The organism is Algoriphagus chordae (assembly GCF_003254055.1).
GTDB classification, from domain to species: domain Bacteria; phylum Bacteroidota; class Bacteroidia; order Cytophagales; family Cyclobacteriaceae; genus Algoriphagus; species Algoriphagus chordae.
This window is the reverse complement of sequence record NZ_QKZT01000001.1, coordinates 74,049-98,011: the sequence shown is the minus strand read 5'-3', so window position 1 is coordinate 98,011 and position 23,963 is coordinate 74,049. Positions and strand designations below refer to the sequence as shown.

Genomic DNA, 23,963 nt, shown 5'->3' with positions numbered 1-23,963 from the left:
CCTCCAAATCAAATTTCTTCGATTACTTTTTAGCCTCGATCTTCACATGATCGCCAGTCATCAATATCCTGCGAAAGCCATCTTTAGTATCGTTGCTAACTTCCTTTCCTAGCACTTTTACGGAAGAGAATTCTTCTGGAAGCTCAATGGACAAACCGGCTTTCTTTTGGGTTTGGGTGACTTCTACGATGATTTGATCTGCTTCCGAGCTGATGCTAATGTTTATTTTATTATCATCTATCCATAGATTTTCTATGGAGGCTTCTTTCCATTCCTTAGGTAAGTTTGGACGAATGTAGGTCACACGGCTTTCAATATCAGCCCGAATCCCTAGCAAATCCAAAAGCAGTGATTGTACACCTTCGTAAGCTATTCTTAATTCGTCATTTTGACTGAGGAAAACATCTTTATCCAGCGTTTCTATATAGTGCATTCTATAATCGTCCAGCATTTGATATTCCCACCCTGTTCCAATTTGCTTTCGATAATCTATGTCCTTTCCTACTGCGGACAAATCAAATTTGTATTTGCTCCATTCATATGCTTCTTGGATTTCTTGTTCAGGAATCGTGATTTTCGAAGTTTTTTGAAGAGAATCTATCAAAGCAAAATTCTCATCCCAATCCGAAAATAATCCATCTCGGAGATCAGCGAAAGTCTCAATAGCTGTGAATTCACCTTGATCAGAACCAGCGATAAAAATGGGAATCACTCGCTCTTCATTTGCAGCTAGTTCCAAGCTGATTTCAAATCCTGCACTAGCACCAAGCTCTGATATTTCTGCAGTACAATCTGAATTATTGGGGCTCATCCTAAAATCTGTGGAGGTTCCCCAGACAGCATACCAGTCATTTCCTTCGTCTTTGGCGGTGAAGATTCCTGTCAGGTCATCAAAAATTATCTGATCTACAGCATTGCTACCAAAAGTACTGTCCATCAGTACACTAGGCTTGAGATCTGAGCTTGGTTGAAACTGGAACTGGATGTTTTTAGATGAGTTATCCACATTCTTGATAGCGTACAGAAGCGTGATTCCAAGTTTGTCCTTGCTGATAAACTGGAGCTGATTTACTTCCAAAGCTCCTTCGGCTAGCTGGAAATGCTGTTTACTTGCGAAAGGGTATTTAGTAAAGCTGTCTGCGTTGTCTAAACAGATCAATTCAGTTTCAGTTTTGACAGCCGCGCTAAAGCCTGAGAATAACTGGATAGTTTCCAAGGATATTTCCTGCTCCTTACCACTGATTAAAATGTTCCTATTTCCCAAAGAAAAGCTTGAAGCTTCCTTAACTGTAACAGATGGCAATTTCTCCAAACTATCAAATAGCATTGCTTCCTCGGATTGAGGAGCTTGGCAGGAAATAGTGATAAAAAGAACTACTGGAATTGTGAGAAAGGAATACTTCATAGTGACTGACTTTGCCTGCAAAACTACATCGTTTTGCCTACTTCTCGCCAAGTCACCAATTGCACCTTATTCTTTTTTAATAGTTCTCTGGCTTTTTCGCTGGTGAAGAAGTCATAGTCTGCCTGTCTCCAAGGTGCATGATATGTGTCGTGTCCTTTGGTTACGGCATTCATTTCCTCGTCGTCGAATGCTAAGTGGATCAGGATCACATTCAAGCCTGAAGTCAGATTATTGAGGGAATTTGTATAGTATGCCTCCATTCCTGCCTCGTAATCTTTTGGTTCTGCCATAAAAAGCTGATCGACCAAAGGGAAATTTTCCACATTTAATCCTGCGAATAAAAGGCTATTAGGGCTTACGATATTGTCTATCATTTGCTGATTGATCATAGCAGGGATTTTCAGTTCCTGCGCGATCTTGAGGTAAGAAGCCAAATACTCTGGACGGCCGTAGAAAATACAACCCATATGAGAATCTAGGTGAGTAGGTGTTATCCCCATCTGATTTGCCGCTTTGATCTGCGCGCGGATTTCAATTTCCACCTCTTCAGGACTTGCATTTATAGCCACTGGCCCACAGTCGGCATACATATGACCCATTTGATTAGCCAAGCCCGGAACTGCTGTCCTTCCAGCTTCTGGTCCCCAGTTGAAATCCTCCCATTCGTTGGTTAGTGTAATATGAATTCCAATATCCAAATCTGGTATTTCCTGGGCCATGGCCGCTGCTTCTGCTGACCAAGCTACCGGCACCATCATGCTGGTGGAGTTTACAAGTCCATTTTTCAGAGCTTCAAAAGTGGCGGAATTTTCAGAATGTGATACGCCCAGATCGTCGGCATGGATGATTAGAAGTTTGGTATCGCTGGAATATCCGAGCTTTTCGGCCAGGTTTTGAGAAAAAGCAAGGCTTGGCAAAAAGGCCAAAAGGAATAAGAAATAGCGTAGGTTTTTCATCTTGGGTTATTGTTTCGCCTAAGATAATTATTCCAGCCAATTGTTAACTTTTATACTCCTTCGATTTGATTCGGTAAACCCATAGGTAAGTGAAAAAGCTCAGAAAAACTTGCAGAATGGCAAAATATAGCCAAGTGTTCGGCTGTTTCAAAGGTTCGAAATTGATTGTATTGTTATAATACAATTTGGAAACAACCAATGCCGTCAATGTAGCAGGGAGCACTATAGCCAACCAAAAGTTGAAAAATGACCGATAAATAAATGGAGTTGGCTTTTTGGGAAGGGCTGGTTTGGCTTGGTGTTTTTTCATAATAAGGTAGGAATTTGACTGTTCGATTTGGATCAGACTCCTTCTTTGAATTTCTGCGATTTGGGCTTATAGTCTCTAAAGTACATCCAAAGCCCAAAAATGACCTGAAAAATCAACATTTTGACATAAGTGGAGGGAAGCTTAAAGAATTCTCCGCTAATCGATCCTTTGAAAAGTTCAGTGATGATAATGGTGACTATACTCGCAGGCAGGATATAGACTAACCAGAAGTTGAAAAATGAACGGTATAGGAATGGAGCTTTCTTGTTAAAGGAAGGAATGTTGTCTTCTTGGTTTTTCATAGATACACTTGAAGTTGAATGCCCGTATTCTGATCAGGCGTTCTCTCTAAATTTCTTAGATCGAGGCTTATAGTCCCAAAAGTAAACACAAGACCCAAATATTATCTGAAACACGAGAAAAGCGATCCAAGGCCCCGGAGTTTTAAGCTGATCCAGAGAGAACGTTTTTTCATTGAACAGCTGAACAAAGAATATTGTCAATACTGAGGTAGGTAGCACGTAGATTAAATAGAAATGTGCCAGTGAACGATAGATATAGGGAATTTTCTTCTGGTTCATAATCAAATAAGTTAAATGTGTTCACGATCTCGGCCAAGGTGATGTCTCAAATTAGGTCTGTACATCACATAGTAATCCATAATTGTGTAAAAAATCAGGCAAATGCAAAATTTCAAATAGAACTCCCCGCTTGCTAGAAAATCCCAAGATAAAGATCTATTCCCCAAGAAATGGATGCCAAAAGCAAAGAAAATAGTCCCAGGCAGGGTAAGCTTCCACCAATACTTGCAGTACGACGTGAAGCCTTTAATAAATCGTTCCTTACCTTTTTCTGGATCCATGAGTCCTAATTTTCCTGATACTCAAATTTAAACTTTTTCAAATCCTTAGGAATCATCTTTTTCCGCTCAGATTCTAATTGGTAGAGATAGTCCCCTAATTCCGCAAAGAAAGGAAAGCCAATTTCATCGTACTCATATAGATTGTCATTGAGTCTTTCGTCTTCATTGGCATAGATCACTGCTGACACAAAAAACTCAATTCCCTTTTCGAAATCAACGTAATAACTCGCATCAATCAAGTGCCCGTAGGCTTCTCCTGTTTTATTGAAAATACGAATGTTTGCTGGGAAATCACTTTTGTCATTTCCATCTAGGTAAAATTTTGAATACCTATCCCAATATTCTGATTTAGGATACTTTGGAAAATCACTCTCTGCAGGAAGCATGCTCATGTATTTCAATACGAAATTCCTGTGAGCCTCATTGATAGCAAAGCGATCAAACTCCACAAATGACATAGGAAAAATGGTTCTCTTCACTATTCCATGTAGATCAGAAAGCGCCAGTTTGTTCTTAAAGGTAAAGTCCATACTGTGATTTACAAGAGAACCTCCTTCGTAATATACATTCCCAATTGTAGGGTTATCCACATTTGAATAGGTAGTTTCAGTCCTGCGCTCAGGCAGTTCCAAAATCACATTTCCTGTGGAATCCACAAAGCGAATTGGATTCACAATTCTATTTTCCTCAGGACTTGCAACATAGCTCAAGCGATGATTAATAATCGTATGTCCCAACCCTTTTTCCACGAGTTTTTGATTGATATAATCTTGTCCCAGCAATTCGTACAATCGGTTATAGGCATCGTTATCTGAGACTAGCAGGATCTTTTTGATGTAGTGCGCTATACTTGGAAGGGAATCTTTGGCAGAGTAATCTACGAAAGCTGGTATCTGCGAGGGGCGAACAGAGTCGGTCAACATAGTCGTTTCCGCTGTCAAACCTTCAATATTTTGCTCTTCCAGCCATTCCAAAGCGAGCAATGCAACGGGAAGTTTTACTGTTGATGCTGGATAGAAATAACGAGTGTCATCAAGATTTACAGTGAAATCTGTCATCAAGGCATTGCCATGTTCATTGCGCTCGATTCGACTGTAGATAATCTGAACCTGGTACTTATCCACATTTTCAAGAACGTTCTTGAGGACAGGATAATCCCCTAATCCATCTTCAAAGGGTACTTTCTCTTTGGGGGAACACGAGCATAGGAAAAGAGAAATTATGATTAGTTGAGCTATATATTTCATCATTGGACTAGACCATGGATGATTTGATTGAGATACATTAAATCTTCTAATTCATGAAAAGCTGAAATCACGATTCTATTCACTTGAGGGCTATTGGCTGTTGGATATGGAAAAGAGGAGGTAATAATTCCAGCCTTTTCAAATTCTTTTACCCAAGAGACATCGCTATAGACAAAAGCTGGAAAATTCCTGCTGCCTTTGATTTGAGAAATGTTGGCTGTTTCCTGAGCAAATATCCCACAAGCATCCTCTAGCCAGCTTTTTTTAGTTATATATAAATCTTCCATTTCCAGAAAAGTCTTCAGATGTGCAGGAGATCCCGGTGATGCTCCACCAAAAAGTGGAGTTTCTTTTATTTTGCTGATTTGATCCTTTCCACCTAAAATTATGCCTGCTGGCAAACCCAAGCCTTTTCCCAGAGATCCCGAAACCAGTAAGTTGATAGAAGGATCAGCCCAGTTTTGGTAAGTGCCATAAATGCTATTTCCGAAAGCTCCAAAGGCATGAGAATCGTCTATCAAAAGACTTAACTCATGCTTTGCTCCTATAGTTTTCACCCAATCGTAGTCATGAATTTCACAGGCAAATGGATCAACTGCATTTGCGATTAGCAGAATTTTTCTAGGAGATAAGCTATCAGACTGCTCTAAACAATGATTTTTCCATTGTGTAAAATTTAATTGGATAGAAGGGGAAAGCTCATCAGGAACTACTGCCGAGTGGGTATTTGGAGCTATCCAGATCTCATCAGCTTCTTTATAGACTGATTTCCAAGCTGCTATTCCAGCCAGATATCCCGAGCTCAGCACAGCAGCATCAGGAGCCCCAGCTTTGAACGCAAATGACTCCTCAAAATCGTCAAACACATTGAGGCGAATATTATTGACTCTACTCTGCCCGTGATTTGCGCCAAATTCAAAAAGGTTGTCTGCTAGAATATCTAAGAAATCTAAATCCTGAGCGATGCCTAGATAGGATGTGCCACTGAAATACAGGCATTCTTTTCCGTCTATAGTTATCGTTCGATCTATTCCTGTGTCTAGATAGTGATTTTTCAAAGGGATAGTTTATTTGGCGAATATCTGAGTTTCGTCCTGAAAGGATTTGAACTCTAGTGCATTTCCACAGGGATCTAAGAAGAACATGGTGGCCTGCTCCCCTACCTCACCTTGGAATCTGATGTAAGGCTCAATCACAAACTCAATTCCATGAGCTTTCAGTTTATCTGCAAGTTCATGCCATTCGCTCCAAGGCAAGATTGCTCCGAAATGCCGAACAGGAACATATTTACCATCTACTGTATTGGTATGTGCTAAAGCTAATTCCTCTGGTTTGATATGTGCAGAAAGCTGATGACCAAAGAAGTTGAAATCTATCCATTTGTCTGTACTTCTACCGATCTCGCAACCAAGGAGATCTCCATAAAATACGCGAGTTTCTGCAATATCCCTGATCGGGAAAGCCAGGTGAAAGGGTTTAAATTGGCTCATAATGTGTACTTTCGTTGTGGGTTTTTCGGTGACAATTTAGCGGATTATTCCCTATTTATTATGGAGAAAAGTAAATCGGTATCATTGGTTTTGAGCAGCGGCGGAGCGCGAGGATTAGCGCACGTGGGAGTGATCGAAGAGCTTGTGAAGCGGGGTTATCACATTGCCGAAATCGCAGGTTGCTCAGCCGGAGCGCTTGTAGGAGGAATGTACGCAGCCGGCAAAATGGAGGAATTCAAGGACTGGATTTGCCACTTAGATAGATTGGATGTCTTTTCTCTGATGGATTTTACTTTTTCTACGCGTGGATTTATCAAGGGCGATAAGGTCTACAATGCCTTAAAAAAAGTAGTGAAAGACTGTCAAATAGAGGATTTTGACATTCCTTTTTATTGCAATGCGGTAGATTATATCAGTGGGAAAGAGGTGATTTTTAATGAAGGGAGTTTGTATGCCGCCATCCGCGCTTCTGGGAGTATTCCTACCGTATTCCAACCTGCACGTCATCATCGCTATGAATTGGTAGATGGCGGAGTATTGAATCCAGTGCCGCTTTCACTTTTGAGACATGCAGATGAAAATATGATCGTGGTGGTAGGTCTCAATGCGGGTGATACAGAATTGGTGCTTCCGCCAAAAAAGGGTGCAAAGGGAAAAAGCTTTATGTCCATTCCTTCCTGGCTGACTGACTATCGTATTAAGATGCGACAGTATTTTCCTGAGCAGGTAAAGGAGGAAAAGCCCGCTTCTCTCAGTTCGATTAGTTTGATGACTCGCTCGTTTGATTTGCTTCAGGATAGATTTTCTGCCTTATTGATTGAGAAATATGAGGTGGATATTTCGATCCAAATTGCTAGAAATCAAGCTGGAACATTGGAGTTTCACCGTGCGGAAGAATTGATAGAAATAGGTAGGGAAAAAGCTATTCAGGCTTTAGATAACTGGGAAAATGAAAATAGCTGAGTTAAATAAATTGCTGGGAAATATCGACATCTACCTGCTAGATCAGATTCTGAAAGGGAGGTTTTCCACCGATATGAAAATCCTTGATGCAGGCTGTGGAGAAGGAAGAAATGCTGTTTACTTCATCAATGGAGGCTATCAAGTCTTTGGCATCGATCAGAATGAAACGGCAATCCAATATTGTCGCTATATGGCAAAAAGCCTAGACATGAGCTATGATGCTCATCGTTTTCAAGTAGCTGGCCTTGAAGAAATTCCCTTTCATCAAGCAGCCTTTGATGCAGTTATTTGTTCTGCGGTGCTACATTTTGCAAAGGATGAATCCCATTTCTGGCAGATGATTAGTGAAATGTTGCGAGTTCTGAAGCCTGGAGGGGTTTTGTGGTTTCGAATGACTACTGCTTTCGGAGGTATTCACGAAAAAAGCCAGGAACTTGCAGGTGGAAAATACCTGCTTCCTGATGGATCAGAAAGGTTTTTATTGAGTAAATCTCATGTGGATAAGTTGCAGGAAATGGGCTTGATATTCCTGGAGCATCCCAAATCAGTCTTGGTACATGGACAGCGAGCTATGGGAGTATTTGTGATGGAGAAAAACTAAAAAAAGGATCAAATAGCGAGACTTAAAACATTAGCAACTTGCTTTTAACGCTATTGTCTTGATACTACATACTTGCTCCTTTTTCTACAATGGAATCGCTAAACCAACTCTAAATCCAACTTCTCTAGGATAAGGACTCTGGAATCTGAATTCCGTGCTTAAACCAATAAAATCTGTCAATCGGATATAAGCACCCACGCCCACATTTGCTCCTTTTTCATTTCTTCTGGTACCAGCTCCATCTGGCTGTGTGTTTTGCCAAGTCTGACTGTAGCCCGCCATGAAATACAGTTGAGAAGACCCTTCTGAGACATAATAACGAAGGTCTGCACTGAAGTTGCTCTCTTTCCCAACATCTGGAAATACAAAGGTAAAACTCGGCATCAGGGCAAATTTGTCTACAAAGAAATATTCTAGTCCTGCCCCAGCTCCGAAGTTATTATAGCGCAGACCGAATGTTCCATAACCGTGAAATCGCACATTTCCTTGTTCTTGGGATTGGGCCATGGCAACAAAGGAGAGCATAAATGTGGCGCAAAAAATCAGTAAAGCCTTTTTCATAAAATGGGGTTGTTATAATTCTGCAAGAAATTAGTTGCCCTATAATTAGAAACCAAATATTAGCTCACGTTCAGCTCTGCAACCTCGTTTTTATTAGCCAATTGTCCGCAGGCAGCATCGATATCCTGACCACGGGATTTTCTTACTTTGGCAATGATTCCTTGTGATTCCAATACGCGAACATACATATCTACTGATTCCTGGCTAGCCTGACGGAATTCTCCTTCATCGATAGGATTGTACTGGATCAGATTGACTTTGGAGGGAATAAGCTTACAGAATTTTGCTAAAGCTCGGGCATGTCGTTCATCATCATTGATTCCTTCCCAGATCACATATTCATAGGTGACTTTGCGCTTGGTCTTTTCATACCAATACTTCAGAGATTCACCCAATTCTTCTACAGGGTTGGTGTCATTGATAGGCATCAGCATAGATCTGGTTTCATTGATTGCAGAGTGAAGCGAAACAGCCAGATTGAAGCGAACTTCGTCGTCAGCGAGCTTACGAATCATTTTGGTAACGCCCACAGTAGAAACAGTAATTCTTCTAGGAGCCATACCAAGTCCCTCTGGTGAAGTGATTTTATCGATCGCTTCTAGCACATTCGCATAGTTCAGTAGTGGCTCGCCCATTCCCATAAAAACAATGTTGGTCAGCGGACGCTGGAAATATTTTTCTCCTTCATCTTTGATTGCCACCACCTGATCATAGATCTCATCAGGATTTAGATTGCGCATGCGCTTCAGTTTTCCTGTGGCACAAAAGTTACAGGCCAAGCTGCAACCCACCTGCGAAGAAACACAGGCCGTAATCCGCTTAGTCGTAGGGATCAAAACTGACTCCACAATCATATTATCGTAGAGTTTTACGGCATTCTTGATGGTCCCATCATTCGAATGCTGCATCAGATCGACCTGAATGTGGTTGATTGTAAAATGCGTTTTGAGCATTTCTCGGGTACTCAGCGAGATATTGCTCATCTCGTCAAAGTTCTTCAGAGACTTATTCCACAGCCATTCATATACCTGCTTTGCACGGAATTTCTTATCTCCTTGTGCCAAAAAGAATTCTTCCAACTGCGCCAGAGATAGCTTACGGATGTCTTTTTTCTGAATTGCTTCCATGATGCAAAGGTAAGACTTTTCGGAGTATCAAGTAGCTAGACTGGAGTATCAAGATTTGAGACAAAAGAACCAAGAGTCAAGTTACTTTTGCTCGAAGCAACGATTTGTTGACTGAGGCAAGTAACTTTTTACTTAGGCTTATTTCTTCTAGATTTTAAGCCGTATTTCTTTGAATGATGACCCGATCTAATTTCAAAAGGACATTTAATGTGTTGGCTGAAAACAAGATGATTGTAATTAACGTAATTCTTGCCCGCCTTTTCCCTACTTTTGCGGCATGAATTACCTTTCGGTCGAAAACCTCAGTAAAGCGTTCGGTGAGCGCAAGCTTTTTTCCAATATCTCTTTTGGCATTTCTCAAGGTCAGAAAATCGCCCTCGTCGGCATCAATGGCGCTGGTAAGTCCACGCTGATGAAAATCATCATGGGTTTGGAGATTCCTGACACAGGACAAGTAGGAACTAACCAGCAGGTGAAAGTGGCTTACGTGCATCAAAACCCTGTTTTTGAAGGCACGATGAGTATTTATCAGACCATCTTTGATCAAAGTAATTCTGAAGTGCTAAAAGTGATTGAGGATTATCACAAGGCCATGCTGGAAGCGGAGCGTGGTATTGATAACTCGGATAAGATGTCTGTCCTCTTTGAGAAAATGGATGCTTTCCAAGCCTGGGATTTTGAATATCAGGTGAAAGAAGTATTGGGAAAATTGGGTCTTCATGATACCGACCTTCCTGTAGGAACACTCTCCGGTGGACAGCGTAAGCGAGTTGCTTTGGCGAAAGCTATTCTTGAGAAACCTGATTTGCTGTTGCTTGATGAGCCTACCAATCACCTCGACTTAGAAACTATCGAATGGCTGGAAGACTATTTGGCAAAAGCCAACCTTGCACTTTTCATGGTAACTCACGATCGATATTTCTTAGAAAAAGTAACCAATGAGATATTAGAACTCGATCAGGGCAAAATTCATCGCTACCAAGGAAACTATGGCTACTTCCTAGACAAGAAAGAAGAGCGAATGGAGATCGAGGACATAGAACTCGAAAAAGCCAAGAGTCTATATAAGAAAGAATTGGATTGGATTCGTCGTCAACCAAAAGCAAGAAGCACCAAAGCAAAATACCGCGTGGATGCTTTCGAAGACACCAAAGAAAAAGCTTCTCAAAAGCGTGAAGAACGCGATATTCAGTTGACTGTGACGACTCAGCGATTGGGGAATAAAATCATCGAGATTGAAAAAATGAACAAGGCTTTTGGCGACAAAAACCTTGTCAACGACTTCTCATATACTTTTAAGAAGAAAGACAGAGTCGGTATTGTTGGTCCCAATGGTGCTGGAAAGACTACTTTCCTAAATATGATCACAGGGCAACTAGCTCCTGATTCTGGTTCTGTTGCTATCGGACAGACTACAGCTTTTGGTTACTACAGACAGGAAGAAAGTAGTTTTGATGAGGAAAAACGTCTGATAGATATCGTAAAGGAAGTGGCAGAGGTGGTAACTATCGCCGGAGGATCTGAGATCACGGTTTCACAGTTTTTGACGCAGTTTGGATTTCCTCCTAAGCAACAACATACGCCAATCGCCAAACTCAGCGGTGGGGAGCGTAGAAGATTGCAGCTGCTGATGGTGTTGATCAAGAATCCTAATTTTTTGATTCTCGATGAGCCCACCAATGATCTGGATTTGATGACGCTGAATACGCTTGAAGAATTTTTGGATACCTTCCCAGGTTGTTTGATCATCGTATCCCACGATAGATATTTTATGGATCGCTTGGTGGAGCATTTGTTTGTATTCGAAGGAGAAGGCGAGATTTCTGATTTCCCTGGTAATTATTCTGAGTTTAGAGAGACTGAAAAAGAGCAAAAAGACAGAAGACCGAAGACGGAAGACCGAAGCATTGAATCTACTAAAACGGAGAAAGCTGTGGTTTCTAATGCGGCTCCAGCGAAAGTAAAAGCCAGCTTTAAGCAGAAGAATGAGTTCAAGGAAGTGAATGCTTCCATGGCCAAATTGGAGAAAGAAAAAGCAGAAATCACTGATAAAATAGCTGCAGGAATAGCTGATCACGAAGAACTAATCAAGCAATCCAACCGGATCGGAGAAATCGATTCAGAATTGGAAGAATTGGAATTGACTTGGTTGGAATTGAGTGAGTTGGACGGGATAGAGTAGGTAAAGGTTTCGCGTCATTGGTAGCGACGCAGGAGTGAAGCAATCTTTATTAAAAAAGAAAAGAGAGTTGAGTCTTTAAATTCTAAAACTACAACTTTCTAAAATCCCCCTGCCCCCTTTAATTGACTTTTCGAATCCAAATTTAAATTGAAGTCCAAGGGGGATTTGCTTAAATTTGAATCATTTTCCCAAAGGACTTCCTAGCTAAACTTATGGATAATCATTCCTATGACAACCATTAAACACATAATTTCAACTCCAAAAAATCTAATCTTTATACTTTTAGTAATCACGTCTTTTCCTTTTTCTTGAAGTCCCTTATTAAATAAGAAGACAGAGAATCCAATTAGTGCAAGCATTAACAATAAATCCATTCTACTTTTTATAGGAGATGTCCAATTGATTGGGTTTTACAATTATAAATGAGTTAGGAATTCAAGGGAAGTTGAATATAGTATAAAAACTTACTCTTCATGTGAATGCTTCGTCGTTCGTACCTCACTTCTACCAATGACGGATTATAATTTTCACCGCAAATCGTGTCAGTCCGAGCGAAGTCGAGGACAATAACATCACTTACTTATTTTAAGGAGCCTTCGACTTCGCTCAGGCAGACACCGTCATCCCTCTTTTGTAAATTCGTAATTTTTCTTACTCGCAATGACGTAAAATCTAATGTCTTACGTCTAGCTACTAAAGTCTAAACTCAATACAAAAACGCCACTTTCACTCCACCATACCAGTTTCTCTCAGGCGCTGGCTGATAATATCTTCCACCGAAAGGATTGAGATCATTCCCTAAAGAATAAAGCTCATCGGTCAAATTATCCACACCCGCAAAGGCTTCCAACTCCCATTTTCCAGCAAAGCTTTTCGCCCAGCCAAATCGCATATTTACTAAATTGTAGGCATCCTGATAGACTGTATTGGCATCATTAAGCGGAATTTCATCTACGTATTGATGAGTGAAGTTCAAGTAAATTCCTGCTGCAGTTCGCAGATCCAATCGAGATACAAGCGTGTTTGGAGGTACTCCTGTAAGATCATTTCCTGAATAGTCGTTATCTCCTTTTTGGTAATCGTTGAAAGTAAAATAATTCCCGGTGAATGCTGTTCCGATTTTCAGATCAGAAATAAAACCCCCTCCATTTCTAATCAAGGCATAATCAATCGCTGTTTCTATTCCCTTTTGATCCGTGGAACCTGCATTTCGGAAAAGTACTACGCCTTGAGGATTGGTATAAGTAGTTATAGTTTGATCCAATTTGAAGTAAAATACTGTTGCTTCTAAATTCAACCTTTCCTTGCCTAGCCTATAGCCAAGCTCATAATTAAGTCCCTTTTCAGCCTCTAAATCCAGATTGAGACTTCCCTCATTGGTACGAACCTCATCGATGGTCGGTGGAGAAAAACCACTGCTGATACTTCCATAAACTCCCGAATAATCATTGAGCTGGTAATTCAAAGCGAAGCGAGGAACGAGGATGGGGTCAAACTTCTTGACCTGAAGACCTGTAGGACCGCCAGAAGCATCTATTTGGCGATCTACTTCCAGCTTCGAAAAGTTCTCACTCAGCCCAATTGTCAACAACAGGTCTTCTGTTAACTCCCATTCGGCTTGTTGAAACAAAAACCCTTGAGTTGCTAACAGTTGATCAGCAAATCTAACCGTATCGGCTTTCCCGGCCTTATTCCCAAAATTCTGCGCATCGTTCAAACTCATTTGGTACTCTCCACCAGCAATAATTCTCAGCTCTTTTCCAGCCAATTTCCAATCAAAAGTGAACTTCGTCCTTCCGCCTATTCCATAACCCAATTCCTTTTTATAATCCAAAATGAAAGGATTTTCAAAATCATTGGCGTTCAGATAAAGCGTAGTAGAGTTCTTGATCTGCGAAGAAAAACGATACAAATGCCCGATTGAAGCGAAGACAGACTGCTGGGAAATAGAACTGTTTTGGTTTACTGATCCAGGTCTAGCTTGCGTAGGATCTTCAGCGACCTGATCGGCAGTAAGTCCACCGGGAATCTGATAATCCAGGTCAGAGATCAACAGCTGCGTTCTGATTTCTTGCTTATCTGAGACAGAGAAAAAACCTCCTAATTGGAATACCTGCCTATCCATGGCAGATTGTTCTCTGTATCCATCTGACTTTTGGCTCACATAAGAAGCCTCAAATCCTCCATTCCCAACTTGCTGAGAAACGCCCAATCTATAGCGAGTCATTCCGAAATCCCCAATCATAAAATCAGCGGAGACCCTTCCGCCATTAGGACTTGCAGGACTGTATAGGTTCACTACGCCACCATTTCCAGCACCATAGATAGATCCTGAGGGACCTTTGATTATTTCAGCCGTTCGGATATTGGAGAGATCCAATAAGTTCAGTGCAGTCGTCCCATCAGGTGAAGTAAAAGGAACCTCATTCCAGTACACTTTTACATTGCGCACGCCAAAGGGAGCACGCAGAGAACTGCCTCGAATGGAAATTCTATAGCTGGCCGGAGCTCGCTCTTCGATGCGGATACCTGCTTTGGTATTGAAGGAATTGACTAGGGAAGTTTCATTGAAGCGATTGAAGTCCTGCTCTGAGACTACTGCGATCGCTGCGGACTGCTCCAGAAGAGGCCGCTCCGATTCAAAAGCAGAAACAGTAATTTCGGATAGGTTAAGCGATTTTGGAATTAATTGAATGAGGTGCTCTCCCTCGCCTAATATTGCAGAGAAAGATTCATATCCAGTTTTTGAGAAAGAAAAAGTTTGCTTTTCCGATCCTGGAAAAGCGATAATTCCTGAGGTATTGCTGAGTTGGGATTTGCCTGTTTCTGGGCGAATTCTTACATTTTCCAAGGGAATCTGTGTCTCAGTATCAATGACTTTGATTTGGATCTGAGCTTGAGCCAGGGTGGATACGAGTAGAAATAAAAAGGTAAAAATTTTGTTCATGAGACAAATTAAATGCTTTATCCTGAAGAATGTGAGGCAAAGTTGCCAAAGGTCATTCTAAGGTACTCCTAATCACATTCTCCTTTCGTTTCTCGTCCAAAAGCCCTAATATTCTAGCTTAATCCCTTTCTAATGAAAAATACACTTTGGTTGGCATTGTTACTATGCCTCTCTTTTTGCGCTGAAAAAGCAAGTCCACCGGCACCTGTTCTGCCTATTCCCGATGCAAAGCAGATCGCTTGGCAGGAATTGGAATATTATGGATTTGTGCATTTCAATATGAATACATTCTCAGATAGAGAGTGGGGTTTTGGAGATGAAAAACCTGAAATGTTTAACCCTACGGAATTGGATGCCCGTCAGTGGGCGAGAGTAGCCTCAGAGGCGGGAATGAAAGGGCTGATCATTACTGCGAAACACCATGATGGCTTTGTACTTTGGCCTTCGGCTTACACGGAGCATTCAGTGAAAAATAGTCCTTGGAAGGATGGAAAGGGTGATTTGATCAAAGAACTGGCCGAAGCTTGTAAGGAATATGGCTTGAAATTCGGAATCTATTATTCCCCTTGGGACAGAAATCACCCTGACTATGGCAAGCCAGAATACATCACCTACATGAGAAATCAGCTTACAGAGTTACTGACAAATTACGGAGACATCTTCGAAGTCTGGTTCGATGGAGCAAATGGCGGAGATGGCTATTACGGCGGTGCAAATGAAGCTAGGAAAGTGGATAAATTCAGCTATTACGACTGGCCTTCTATGTATGAGTTGGTTCGTGAGCTTCAGCCTGGCGCTATGATGTTCTCTGATGGAGGCCCTGATGTACGTTGGGTAGGAAATGAGCATGGCTTTGCTTATGAATCCACTTGGTCAAATCTGATGCGCGATTCTGTTTATGCTGGAATGCCCGACTATCCCAAACTTTATGCTTCTGGCCAAGAGAATGGCACACATTGGGTACCTGCAGAAGCAGATGTTTCCATCCGTCCAGGCTGGTACTACCATAAATACGAAGATCATAAGGTCAGAACACTTCCCCAGTTGATGGAGATATACTATAAAAGTATCGGTAGAAATAGCTCATTGTTAATCAATTTTCCAGTAGATACTCGCGGCTTAATACATGAGAATGACGTGGAGGCAATTTTGAAATTTGGAGAAAAAGTCAAAGCTGATTTTGAAGTAAACCTCGTGGCGCAAGCAAGTGTAAGTGCTAATAAGGATCGTGGAAATGGATATGAAGCCGAAAACTTACAGGATGAGGATTACGAAACTTATTGGACTACTCCGGATGGTGGAAATACAGGCGAAATCACAATTGATTTTGGCGCGGAGACTACCTTCAACAGACTTTTGATCCAAGAATATACGCCTCTTGGTCAGCGCGTAAAATCTTTTGTACTTGAAAAGGAAAGTGATGGAAACTGGGAGAAAATTGCTGAAGGAACAACTGTAGGGCATAAAAGAATTTTGAGATTTCCAGATGTGTTAGCGAGTAAGGTTCGCGTTAGGTTTACTGACGGAAAGGATATTCCAGTGATCTCCGAAATTGGCATTTACAATGCTCCAAAACTTTTGCTTCCTCCTATTTACTCTAGAATCAAATCAGGTGAAGTGGCCTTGAACGCTCCGGATGAAGGTTTGGAAGTTTATTATACCATGGACGGATCAGAACCAAGTACTGAAAGTCAGCTATATGTTGAGCCTTTCCTAATGGATAATGCAGGTAGTACCTTACAGGCTATTTCTGTAGATCCAGTATCTGGAAAGGAAAGTGAGTCTCTTCGAGCTGATGTTGATTTGGCAAAAACACATTGGCTTGGCTCTACTGAGAAATCCATCAAGGCAATAGATGAAAATCCAACTTCCTATTTCATGGCTGAGGATAATAAACTTACCCTTGATCTAGGTGAGAATGTATCTCTCAAAGGATTTACTTATTTGCCAATGCAGGCAAGATATCCTAGCGGATTTATCACTAATTATGCATTTGAAGTGAGTACTGATGGTAAATCTTGGAAGCAAGTAGCCGCAGGCGAATTCTCTAATATTGTCAACAGTCCTATTGAGCAAATTATTCGTTTTGACGAAGTTGAGGCACGTTTTATTCGATTGAAGGCTAGCAAAACCGCGGATGGAAATGCGGCTACCTTTGCTGAAGTAGGCGTTCTTACTCGTTAAGTTAACTCTTTCCAAAATTATCCAAAATGAGAAAAGTACTCTTTCTCAAATTCAATATGAACAACAAATTATTAGCTTTAATAGGCTCAGTTATTCTTCTGAGTTCCTGTGAACAAGAGCAAGCAAAAACTACTGCTACTCCTTCAAAACCCAATGTCATCGTAATCCTTTCTGATGATCAGGGCACCTTGGATTTGAATAGTTATGGGTCCACAGATTTGGCCACACCCAATCTTGATCGATTGGCAGCTTCGGGTGTAAGGTTTACCCAATTCTATGCCGTGGCTCCTGTATGTTCTCCTTCCCGAGCGGGACTTTTGACTGGAAAGTATAATTACAATGCAGGGCTTTTTGGGAATGTGGATATTCCTAACAATGACCCGGAGCACAAAGATGGAATGCCAACCGAGCAGATCACGATGGCGGAGATGTTTAAAACTGGTGGATATCGGACGGCTACCATCGGCAAATGGCACTTAGGTCATAGCCCCGAAAAACTTCCTAACGGTCAAGGCTTCGATTATTTCTTTGGTCACCAAAGAGGCTGTATTGATAACTATTCACACTTTTTCTTTTGGGCTGGACCTAATCTTCATGATCTCTATCAAAACGAAAAGGAAATCTATAGACCTGGCGAATTCTTTGGCGATCTAATGGTGGAGGAAGTGAAGCATTTCACAGCGCCTACTGCCGATCCATTCTTTGTCTATTGGGCGATCAATATGCCTCACTATCCGTATCAAGGACGTCCTAGTTGGTTGGAGCATTACAAAGATTTACCATCTCCAAGGAAGGAATATGCGGCATTCATTTCTACGGTGGATGAATTGGTAGGAAATGTATTAGATCATTTGGAGCAAACAGGCCAGTTAGATAATACGATCATTGTTTTCCAATCAGATCATGGTCATAGCACCGAGCAGCGGGCTTATTATGGAGGTGGAAATGCAGGACCATTCAATGGGGCTAAGTTTAGCATGCTTGAAGGTGGTATTCGTGTACCAGCGATTATCTCTTGGCCAGAAGGCGATCTTCCTCAGGGAAAAGTTCGTAATCAGTGGGCTGGAAGTGTGGATTGGTATCCTACACTTGCCGACCTAACTGGGGTAGAAGTGCCAAATCCTGCTGAGGTGGATGGCATCAGTTTGCGAGATGTGATCTATGACAATGCAGCATCAGGACATGATGTGATGCACTGGGCTACTGGAAATCCTGAAGTGAAGACTAACTCATGGGCAGTGCGGAAAGGTCCTTGGAAACTGCTTGGCAATCCTCATGATTCTGCAAAGAAATTGACTTTCACAGAAGAGGATAAAATTTACCTGGTGAATCTGTCTCAGGACAGCACCGAGTCTAAAAATCTAAAACTGGAGCATCCTGAAGTAGCAGCTGAATTATTGACCCTTCATGAGGATTGGCTACAGGGAGTTCTAGACAACCGTTCAAAATTAAGTGGTAATTAATCATTGATTTGGCTACATTAATGTCCTGATTTATCACCCAAAATCTACATAACCATGAATAGAAGAATCGCCCTAAGGCATCTTGCATTGATTTCCGGAGGATTAGCACTTATTCCTTCCTGCGATTTCAGTTCAGATGACATCTTGGCCGCATACGAGAATCTCAAAGTTACTACTTCACAAAAGCAACTTTTGGGAGCAATCTCAGATAGTATCATACCTGCTGGAGAATTGAAAGGAGCACTTGAATTAGAAGTTCCTGATTTTATTTTGGTAATGGTAAATGATTGCATGACGGCTGAAAACCAAGTGCTTTTCAGTACGGGACTTGCAGCTTTCCCAGCTTACGCCAAAAATACTGTGGGGAAAAAGTTTGACCAGCTCAGCTCTAGAGAGAAAGAAGATCTAATTCAAGGAGGAATAGATTTGCAGCCTGCTGAGACTCCAGAAGGAGAAAAGGATAGGGCTATCTCGTATTTCCTGAATACTACCAAGAAGCTTACCATGCAAGGCTATATGGCCTCTGAGTACATTCAGACAGAAATTATTCCTTATTCACTTATCCCTGGTCCCTACAATGGAGCAGCTTTAATCTCAGAAAACCAAAAACCTAGAATCAATGGCTAATCTGAATATCAGAAACAAACAAGAGAGAACATATCAAGCCATTATAGTAGGTTCAGGTGCCAGCGGTGGATGGGCAGCCAAGGAATTTGGTGACTTGGGAGTGAAGACACTGCTGCTCGATAGAGGAAGAGACGTAAAACATATCAAGGATTATCCTACCACCAATATGCTTCCTTATGAATTCAAACATAGAGGGAAGCTTCCGCAGAAAGTATTAGACGAAAATCCCATCGTAGCCAAGTGTTATGCCTATGGTGAAGATTCCGAGCACTTTTTTGCAAAAGATTCTGAGCAGCCGTATATCCAGGATAAGCCATTTGACTGGATCAGAGGCTATCAAGTAGGAGGAAAATCCCTCTTATGGGCGAGACAGGTACAGCGCTGGTCTGACTATGATTTCGAGGGTCCTGCACGAGATGGATTTGCTGTAGATTGGCCAATTCGCTACAAGGATCTGGCTCCTTGGTACAGTCATGTAGAGAAATTTGCTGGTGTTTCTGGCAACCTTGATGGATTAGATACCTTACCCGACGGCGAGTTTTTGCCAGGCTATGACTTAAACATCGTCGAGATGCATTTTGCTCAAAAGATGAAAGAAGTCTATGGTGATCGACATATGATTTCTGCTCGATGTGCACACATTCATGAGACTAGACCAGAATTTTCCGAGCAGGGAAGAGCAACTTGTCAAAACAGAAACCTATGCCAGAGAGGATGTCCTTTTGGAGGATATTTCAGTAGTAATTCCTCGACTATTCCATGGGCGCTGAAAAGCGGAAACGTGACTTTGAGACCCGATTCGGTAGTTCATTCCGTGATTTATGATGAGGAAAAAGGCAAGGCAACTGGTGTACGAGTCATAGATGCACATACCAAAGAGGTGGAAGAATTCTATGCAGATGTAATCTTCATCAATGCTGCCGCCGTCAATTCTAATGCTATTTTGATGAATTCCACTTCTGCTAGATTCCCTAATGGACTTGGAAATGATAGTGGAGTTTTAGGTAAATACTTCGCTTTCCATAATTATAGAGCTGGCGTAAGTGCTTCCTATGACGGATATAAAGAATATACGACTACTGGTGGACGTCCTACGAGTGGTTATATCCCAAGATTCAGAAATGTGAAAAAGCAGGAAACCGATTTTCTTCGAGGATATGCTGGAGGATTCAGTGCTTACCGAGGTGGAGGCTATGTAGCAGATGCAAGAGTGGGTATGGATCTGAAAAATAGTATGCTGAACCCAACACCGCCAGATGGACCTTGGAGAGTAGGCTCTCACATGATGGGGGAGACGATTCCAAAAGAATCTAATTTCATTGCTTTGGACAAAGATAAACTTGATCCTTATGGTCTTCCAACCTTGAAATTCAATGTGGATTACGATGATAACGATGAGAAAATGATCATTGATTATCAGGAGCAAATCTCAGAAATGTTTTCCAAGGCAGGTTTTACGGATATTTCTGTGCGAGATGATCATCGTGTGCCTGGTTTGGATATTCACGAGATGGGAGGAGTAAGAATGGGTAAAGACCCTAAAACTTCCATGCTCAACGGAAACCATCAGCTGCATGCCGTACCAAATGTGTACGTCACTGATGGAGCTTGTATGACCTCTACTTCTACTCAGAATCCTACGCTGACCTATATGGCATTTGCTGCGAGAGCGGCACATCATGCGGTAAATGAAAGTAAGAAATAGCGCTAAAAATTGTGTTGAACATATAAAAAACCTTGAGAAAAGATCCTTCTCAGGGTTTTTTTGTGTGTAAATTTTATTAAAAATAGTTTGTAACTGTATTGATTTTCAATAGCTTTTGCTTTTCAGTTCCGAATATTGAGGGAATTAACTTCGGAATTGAACAAAAGAGAGGTTAATGCGTGTTAAAAAGCAGGTCAATTCACCAGCACATTTTATTATGAAAATCGGCATTGTTTGCTATCCTACCTTTGGAGGCAGCGGAGTAGTAGCAACAGAACTCGGTAAAGGTCTAGCCAAAATTGGGCATGAAGTACACTTCATTACCTACAGGCAACCTACTCGCTTGGATTTTTTTAGTGAGAATCTTTTTTACCATGAAGTAGATATCAAGAGTTATCCGCTTTTCGAACATGCACCCTACGAGCTGGCCTTGGCAAGTAAGATGGTAAGTGTGGTGAAATATGAAAAATTGGATTTACTGCATGTTCATTATGCCATACCTCATGCTTCAGCTGCTTATATGGCAAAGCAAATATTAAAAGCACAAGGAATTCAAATTCCGATAGTGACTACCCTGCACGGTACAGATATCACTTTGGTAGGAAAAGACCCCAGTTATGAGCCAGTAGTAACCTTTAGTATTAACCAATCTGATGGAGTAACTGCGGTATCAGAAGATTTGAAAAAAGAGACTTACGCATTTTTTGATATCCAAAGAGACATCGAAGTGATTCCAAATTTTATTGATTTGGATCGATTCAAAAGACTGAAGAAAGAGCATTTCAAATTGGCAATCTGTCCAAATGACGAAAAGCTCTTGGTTCATACATCCAACTTCCGGAAGGTAAAACGAGTGGAGGATGTGATTCAAGTCTTCTATGAGGTTAGAAAGGAAATTCCAAGTAAGCTACTCCTAGTAGGCGATGGCCCAGAGCGTGATAAAATGGAACGCTTGTGTAGAGAGCTTGGGGTCTGTGACGATGTGCGATTCCTTGGCAAGCTGGAAGCAGTAGAAGAGGTACTTTCTGTCGCAGATTTATTTTTGATGCCATCCGAAAAGGAAAGTTTTGGACTTGCCGCGCTAGAAGCAATGGCCTGCGAAGTACCTATTCTTTCTTCCAATGCAGGAGGGATTCCTGAATTGAATGTAGATGGAGTCACAGGATTTGTTTCAGAAATCGGAGATATCCAATACATGAAGGAAAAGGCGCTGTTCATCTTAGATGATGCAAACCTCCTAACCTTCAAAAGAAACGCATTGCAAAGGGCTAAAGAGTTCGATATTTCAAAAATATTACCTTTGTATGTTTCTCATTATCAAAAGACCATAGAATCAACCATGGCACAAGTTTGATGAAAATATGATTTTTGTCAGTGACAAAAGCTCGTTTTGAATTATCTTTGTACGATAATTCCTGATTCAGCATCAAGAAAATATTAATAGTTTTATTTAGTAGCGTATGAAAAAGATTGGAAGATTGGATAAGCCGGACAATTTTGGCACAGCCCAGATGTTCTCCAACCCTATTCTAGAGAGAATTACCCGTACCCCTATTTGGATGCCTATCGTAATGTTTATCATTCTCGGTGGTGTTTCCATATATTTCGGAATCAAAACCACTAGCGTGGGAATTGGAACTGCCATCTTATTATTTGTGGTAGGATATATTGGTTTCACCTTGGTAGAGTATATGATGCACAAGCATTTTTTCCATATGGAACCGAATACTCCTATAAAAGATAAATTGCAGTACACAGTACATGGTGTTCATCACGATTACCCTAAGGACAAAGACAGATTGGCTATGCCTCCTTTTGTGAGTGCTGCTTATGCTGCCATTTTGTATCTAATATTCAAATTAACCATGGGAGATCTAGCATTCTATTTCTTACCAGGTTTCTTGTTGGGATATGCACTTTACCTTGGAATTCACTATTTGGTTCATGCGATCCAGCCTCCAAAGAATTTCATGAAAGTACTTTGGGTGCACCACGCGATTCACCATTACAAAGATCCCGATGTAGCATTTGGTGTGAGTACACCACTCTGGGATTATATCCTCGGTACTATTCCAAAAAAGGACTAACAGCATAAACCTCCCTAATTTCTGGGAGGTTTTTTTATGAACTCTATGAGCAAAATATCAATAATCGGTTTGGGTTGGATTGGGCTGCCATTGGCAAAAATCCTCTGTGCTAATCACACCGTATGTGGATCTACCACTACAGCCGAGAAAGCAGAGAGCCTGCAAAAAGAGGGGATCAATGCCATTCAATTTGCACTAGTTCCTTTTCCTCAAGGTAAAGGCTTCCAAGAACTTTTTACTGCTGAAGTATTAGTCGTTAATATTCCTCCAAGAACTCGGACATCTTCCGGAGAATTATTCTTGGAGCAAATCAAGTTTTTGCGGAGCATGGTAGATAACTCTTCCATCAAGAAAGTGTTATTCGTTTCCAGCACAGGGGTATATCCTGAGGCAAATAGAAAAGAGGCTTATACAGAAACTGATTTTCTTGACAAAAGTCTTACTGGTAATGAGACCATTTTCAAGAGTGAGTTGATGTTTGAAAAGGACAGAAATTTTGATCTTACCATTGTGAGATTTGGGGGCTTATTAGGAGATGAGCGGATTCCTGGAAAATATGTGGCTGGCCGAGAGAATGTAAAAGGGCATAGCCGTGTAAACTTCATCTATAGAAATGATGCGGCAAGAATGCTGGCTTGGATCATTGAGCAGAATCTATGGAATGAGGTCTATAATGGGGTAGCTCCAATCCACTCAGTTCGCAAAGATGTCTATGAGCGTAATGCTCTCGACTTGGGTTTTGAGCCTCCCAGAAGCTATGAAAATGCTTCTGAAGGAGTTGATCGTTTAGTTTCTGGAGCTAAGATTTTGGATTCGGGGTTCGAATTTGAATTTCCAGATCCGTTGGACTTTCCCTATTCCAAAGAAGTCTAGTGTAGGCGAGCGCCATTTGGTACAGCTCTCTCTACAGAGGTCAGTACGATATGACCCTGTTCATCACTGAATCCTGTGATCAAAACTTCAGACATAAAATCGGCAATCTGTCTAGGAGCGAAATTGCAAACACAAATGACCTGTCTGCCTATTAAATCCTCGGCTTGGTAATGGACAGTAATTTGTGCTGAAGATTTCTTTACACCTATCTCCTCTCCGAGGTCAACCCAGATTTTATAAGCAGGTTTTCGCGCTTTTCCAAACGGCTCAACACTTAAAATAGTGCCTACACGTAATTCTACTTTGTCAAATTCTTTGCTATCAATCGTTTGCATAGTGGATTTTTTTCCTAATTTTAGGAATCTTTTACAAT

Annotated in this window: 21 protein-coding genes; 10 read left to right on the top strand and 11 right to left on the bottom strand. The window is 41.3% G+C overall.

The annotated features are described in order from the left end of the window. Positions 1-22: 22 nt before the first annotated feature. The 7 genes from LV85_RS00405 to LV85_RS00365 form a co-directional block, all read right to left on the bottom strand. Positions 23-1,405 carry a hypothetical protein gene (locus LV85_RS00405; protein ID WP_111316208.1) on the bottom strand — a complete coding sequence of 461 codons (1,383 nt, stop codon included), beginning with the start codon at positions 1,403-1,405 and terminating at the stop codon, positions 23-25. A 23-nt stretch (positions 1,406-1,428) separates the two neighbouring features. Next, the gene (locus LV85_RS00400; RefSeq protein WP_111316207.1) at positions 1,429-2,361 is read right to left on the bottom strand and encodes a polysaccharide deacetylase family protein; all 933 of its coding nucleotides are present in this window, start codon (positions 2,359-2,361) and stop codon (positions 1,429-1,431) included. Between the two features lie 43 nt (positions 2,362-2,404). After that, entirely contained in the window at positions 2,405-2,671 is a 267-nt protein-coding gene (locus tag LV85_RS00395) for a hypothetical protein (RefSeq protein WP_111316206.1), read from the bottom strand. A gap of 32 nt (positions 2,672-2,703) precedes the next feature. Then, positions 2,704-2,973, bottom strand: a complete 270-nt coding sequence (locus tag LV85_RS00390) for a hypothetical protein (RefSeq protein WP_111316205.1) — start codon at positions 2,971-2,973, stop codon at positions 2,704-2,706. A 565-nt stretch (positions 2,974-3,538) separates the two neighbouring features. Further along, on the bottom strand, positions 3,539-4,783 hold the full coding sequence (locus tag LV85_RS00375; RefSeq protein WP_245942078.1) for a serine hydrolase: 1,245 nt from the start codon (positions 4,781-4,783) through the stop codon (positions 3,539-3,541). After that, the gene (locus tag LV85_RS00370) at positions 4,780-5,838 is read right to left on the bottom strand and encodes an aminotransferase class I/II-fold pyridoxal phosphate-dependent enzyme (RefSeq protein WP_158531113.1); all 1,059 of its coding nucleotides are present in this window, start codon (positions 5,836-5,838) and stop codon (positions 4,780-4,782) included. The genes LV85_RS00375 and LV85_RS00370 overlap by 4 nt, the downstream gene beginning before the upstream one ends. 9 nt (positions 5,839-5,847) lie before the next feature. Next, positions 5,848-6,270 (bottom strand): VOC family protein, encoded by a 423-nt coding sequence (locus LV85_RS00365; RefSeq protein ID WP_111316201.1) that lies wholly within the window; start codon positions 6,268-6,270, stop codon positions 5,848-5,850. Between the two features lie 60 nt (positions 6,271-6,330). On the opposite strand from LV85_RS00365, the gene LV85_RS00360 reads away from it, so the two are divergent. Beyond that, the gene (locus LV85_RS00360; RefSeq protein WP_111316200.1) at positions 6,331-7,233 is read left to right on the top strand and encodes a patatin-like phospholipase family protein; all 903 of its coding nucleotides are present in this window, start codon (positions 6,331-6,333) and stop codon (positions 7,231-7,233) included. Beyond that, entirely contained in the window at positions 7,220-7,834 is a 615-nt protein-coding gene (locus LV85_RS00355; RefSeq protein WP_111316199.1) for a class I SAM-dependent methyltransferase, read from the top strand. Before LV85_RS00360 ends, LV85_RS00355 begins: the two co-directional genes overlap by 14 nt. Positions 7,835-7,918: 84 nt before the next feature. Here LV85_RS00355 and LV85_RS00350 read toward each other — a convergent pair whose 3' ends face one another. Together LV85_RS00350 and rlmN are read right to left on the bottom strand one after the other, a co-directional pair. Beyond that, positions 7,919-8,395 (bottom strand): outer membrane beta-barrel protein, encoded by a 477-nt coding sequence (locus LV85_RS00350; protein ID WP_245942075.1) that lies wholly within the window; start codon positions 8,393-8,395, stop codon positions 7,919-7,921. Between the two features lie 59 nt (positions 8,396-8,454). After that, complete coding sequence (gene rlmN / locus LV85_RS00345) at positions 8,455-9,522, bottom strand: 23S rRNA (adenine(2503)-C(2))-methyltransferase RlmN (protein WP_111316197.1); 1,068 nt, start codon at positions 9,520-9,522, stop codon at positions 8,455-8,457. A 277-nt stretch (positions 9,523-9,799) separates the two neighbouring features. On the opposite strand from rlmN, the gene LV85_RS00340 reads away from it, so the two are divergent. Then, complete coding sequence (locus LV85_RS00340) at positions 9,800-11,704, top strand: ABC-F family ATP-binding cassette domain-containing protein (protein ID WP_111316196.1); 1,905 nt, start codon at positions 9,800-9,802, stop codon at positions 11,702-11,704. A gap of 706 nt (positions 11,705-12,410) precedes the next feature. On the opposite strand, the gene LV85_RS00335 is transcribed toward LV85_RS00340, so the two are convergent. After that, complete coding sequence (locus LV85_RS00335) at positions 12,411-14,651, bottom strand: TonB-dependent receptor family protein (protein ID WP_111316195.1); 2,241 nt, start codon at positions 14,649-14,651, stop codon at positions 12,411-12,413. Between the two features lie 132 nt (positions 14,652-14,783). Between LV85_RS00335 and LV85_RS00330 the strand changes: the two genes are divergently transcribed. From LV85_RS00330 to LV85_RS00300, 7 genes are all read left to right on the top strand, one after another. After that, a complete protein-coding gene (locus tag LV85_RS00330) occupies positions 14,784-16,835 on the top strand; it encodes an alpha-L-fucosidase (protein ID WP_111316194.1) in 2,052 nt (683 codons plus the stop codon). Positions 16,836-16,861: 26 nt separating this feature from the next. Then, positions 16,862-18,298 (top strand): sulfatase-like hydrolase/transferase, encoded by a 1,437-nt coding sequence (locus tag LV85_RS00325; protein ID WP_245942073.1) that lies wholly within the window; start codon positions 16,862-16,864, stop codon positions 18,296-18,298. Between the two features lie 54 nt (positions 18,299-18,352). Beyond that, positions 18,353-18,925: a gluconate 2-dehydrogenase subunit 3 family protein gene (locus LV85_RS00320; protein ID WP_111316193.1), complete on the top strand. Its 573-nt coding sequence runs from the start codon at positions 18,353-18,355 to the stop codon at positions 18,923-18,925. Beyond that, entirely contained in the window at positions 18,918-20,630 is a 1,713-nt protein-coding gene (locus LV85_RS00315) for a GMC oxidoreductase (RefSeq protein WP_111316192.1), read from the top strand. The genes LV85_RS00320 and LV85_RS00315 overlap by 8 nt, the downstream gene beginning before the upstream one ends. A gap of 217 nt (positions 20,631-20,847) precedes the next feature. After that, positions 20,848-21,984, top strand: a complete 1,137-nt coding sequence (bshA, locus tag LV85_RS00310) for an N-acetyl-alpha-D-glucosaminyl L-malate synthase BshA (protein WP_111316191.1) — start codon at positions 20,848-20,850, stop codon at positions 21,982-21,984. A gap of 106 nt (positions 21,985-22,090) precedes the next feature. Beyond that, positions 22,091-22,717 (top strand): sterol desaturase family protein, encoded by a 627-nt coding sequence (locus LV85_RS00305; RefSeq protein ID WP_111316190.1) that lies wholly within the window; start codon positions 22,091-22,093, stop codon positions 22,715-22,717. A gap of 45 nt (positions 22,718-22,762) precedes the next feature. After that, the gene (locus LV85_RS00300; protein WP_111316189.1) at positions 22,763-23,590 is read left to right on the top strand and encodes a Rossmann-fold NAD(P)-binding domain-containing protein; all 828 of its coding nucleotides are present in this window, start codon (positions 22,763-22,765) and stop codon (positions 23,588-23,590) included. Here LV85_RS00300 and LV85_RS00295 read toward each other — a convergent pair. Continuing rightward, entirely contained in the window at positions 23,587-23,925 is a 339-nt protein-coding gene (locus LV85_RS00295) for a tRNA-binding protein (RefSeq protein WP_111316492.1), read from the bottom strand. The genes LV85_RS00300 and LV85_RS00295 overlap by 4 nt on opposite strands. Positions 23,926-23,963: the final 38 nt, after the last annotated feature.

Excerpts from the sequence above, each read along its gene's own strand:
- LV85_RS00405 (WP_111316208.1), bottom strand. The coding sequence starts at position 1,405 with ATGAAGTATTCCTTTCTCACAATTCCAGTAGTTCTTTTTATCACTATT.
- LV85_RS00400 (WP_111316207.1), bottom strand. The coding sequence starts at position 2,361 with ATGAAAAACCTACGCTATTTCTTATTCCTTTTGGCCTTTTTGCCAAGC.
- LV85_RS00395 (WP_111316206.1), bottom strand. The coding sequence starts at position 2,671 with ATGAAAAAACACCAAGCCAAACCAGCCCTTCCCAAAAAGCCAACTCCA.
- LV85_RS00390 (WP_111316205.1), bottom strand. The coding sequence starts at position 2,973 with ATGAAAAACCAAGAAGACAACATTCCTTCCTTTAACAAGAAAGCTCCA.
- LV85_RS00375 (WP_245942078.1), bottom strand. The coding sequence starts at position 4,783 with ATGATGAAATATATAGCTCAACTAATCATAATTTCTCTTTTCCTATGC.
- LV85_RS00365 (WP_111316201.1), bottom strand. The coding sequence starts at position 6,270 with ATGAGCCAATTTAAACCCTTTCACCTGGCTTTCCCGATCAGGGATATT.
- LV85_RS00360 (WP_111316200.1), top strand. The coding sequence starts at position 6,331 with ATGGAGAAAAGTAAATCGGTATCATTGGTTTTGAGCAGCGGCGGAGCG.
- LV85_RS00355 (WP_111316199.1), top strand. The coding sequence starts at position 7,220 with ATGAAAATAGCTGAGTTAAATAAATTGCTGGGAAATATCGACATCTAC.
- LV85_RS00350 (WP_245942075.1), bottom strand. The coding sequence starts at position 8,395 with ATGAAAAAGGCTTTACTGATTTTTTGCGCCACATTTATGCTCTCCTTT.
- rlmN (WP_111316197.1), bottom strand. The coding sequence starts at position 9,522 with ATGGAAGCAATTCAGAAAAAAGACATCCGTAAGCTATCTCTGGCGCAG.
- LV85_RS00340 (WP_111316196.1), top strand. The coding sequence starts at position 9,800 with ATGAATTACCTTTCGGTCGAAAACCTCAGTAAAGCGTTCGGTGAGCGC.
- LV85_RS00335 (WP_111316195.1), bottom strand. The coding sequence starts at position 14,651 with ATGAACAAAATTTTTACCTTTTTATTTCTACTCGTATCCACCCTGGCT.
- LV85_RS00330 (WP_111316194.1), top strand. The coding sequence starts at position 14,784 with ATGAAAAATACACTTTGGTTGGCATTGTTACTATGCCTCTCTTTTTGC.
- LV85_RS00325 (WP_245942073.1), top strand. The coding sequence starts at position 16,862 with ATGAGAAAAGTACTCTTTCTCAAATTCAATATGAACAACAAATTATTA.
- LV85_RS00320 (WP_111316193.1), top strand. The coding sequence starts at position 18,353 with ATGAATAGAAGAATCGCCCTAAGGCATCTTGCATTGATTTCCGGAGGA.
- LV85_RS00315 (WP_111316192.1), top strand. The coding sequence starts at position 18,918 with ATGGCTAATCTGAATATCAGAAACAAACAAGAGAGAACATATCAAGCC.
- bshA (WP_111316191.1), top strand. The coding sequence starts at position 20,848 with ATGAAAATCGGCATTGTTTGCTATCCTACCTTTGGAGGCAGCGGAGTA.
- LV85_RS00305 (WP_111316190.1), top strand. The coding sequence starts at position 22,091 with ATGAAAAAGATTGGAAGATTGGATAAGCCGGACAATTTTGGCACAGCC.
- LV85_RS00300 (WP_111316189.1), top strand. The coding sequence starts at position 22,763 with ATGAGCAAAATATCAATAATCGGTTTGGGTTGGATTGGGCTGCCATTG.
- LV85_RS00295 (WP_111316492.1), bottom strand. The coding sequence starts at position 23,925 with ATGCAAACGATTGATAGCAAAGAATTTGACAAAGTAGAATTACGTGTA.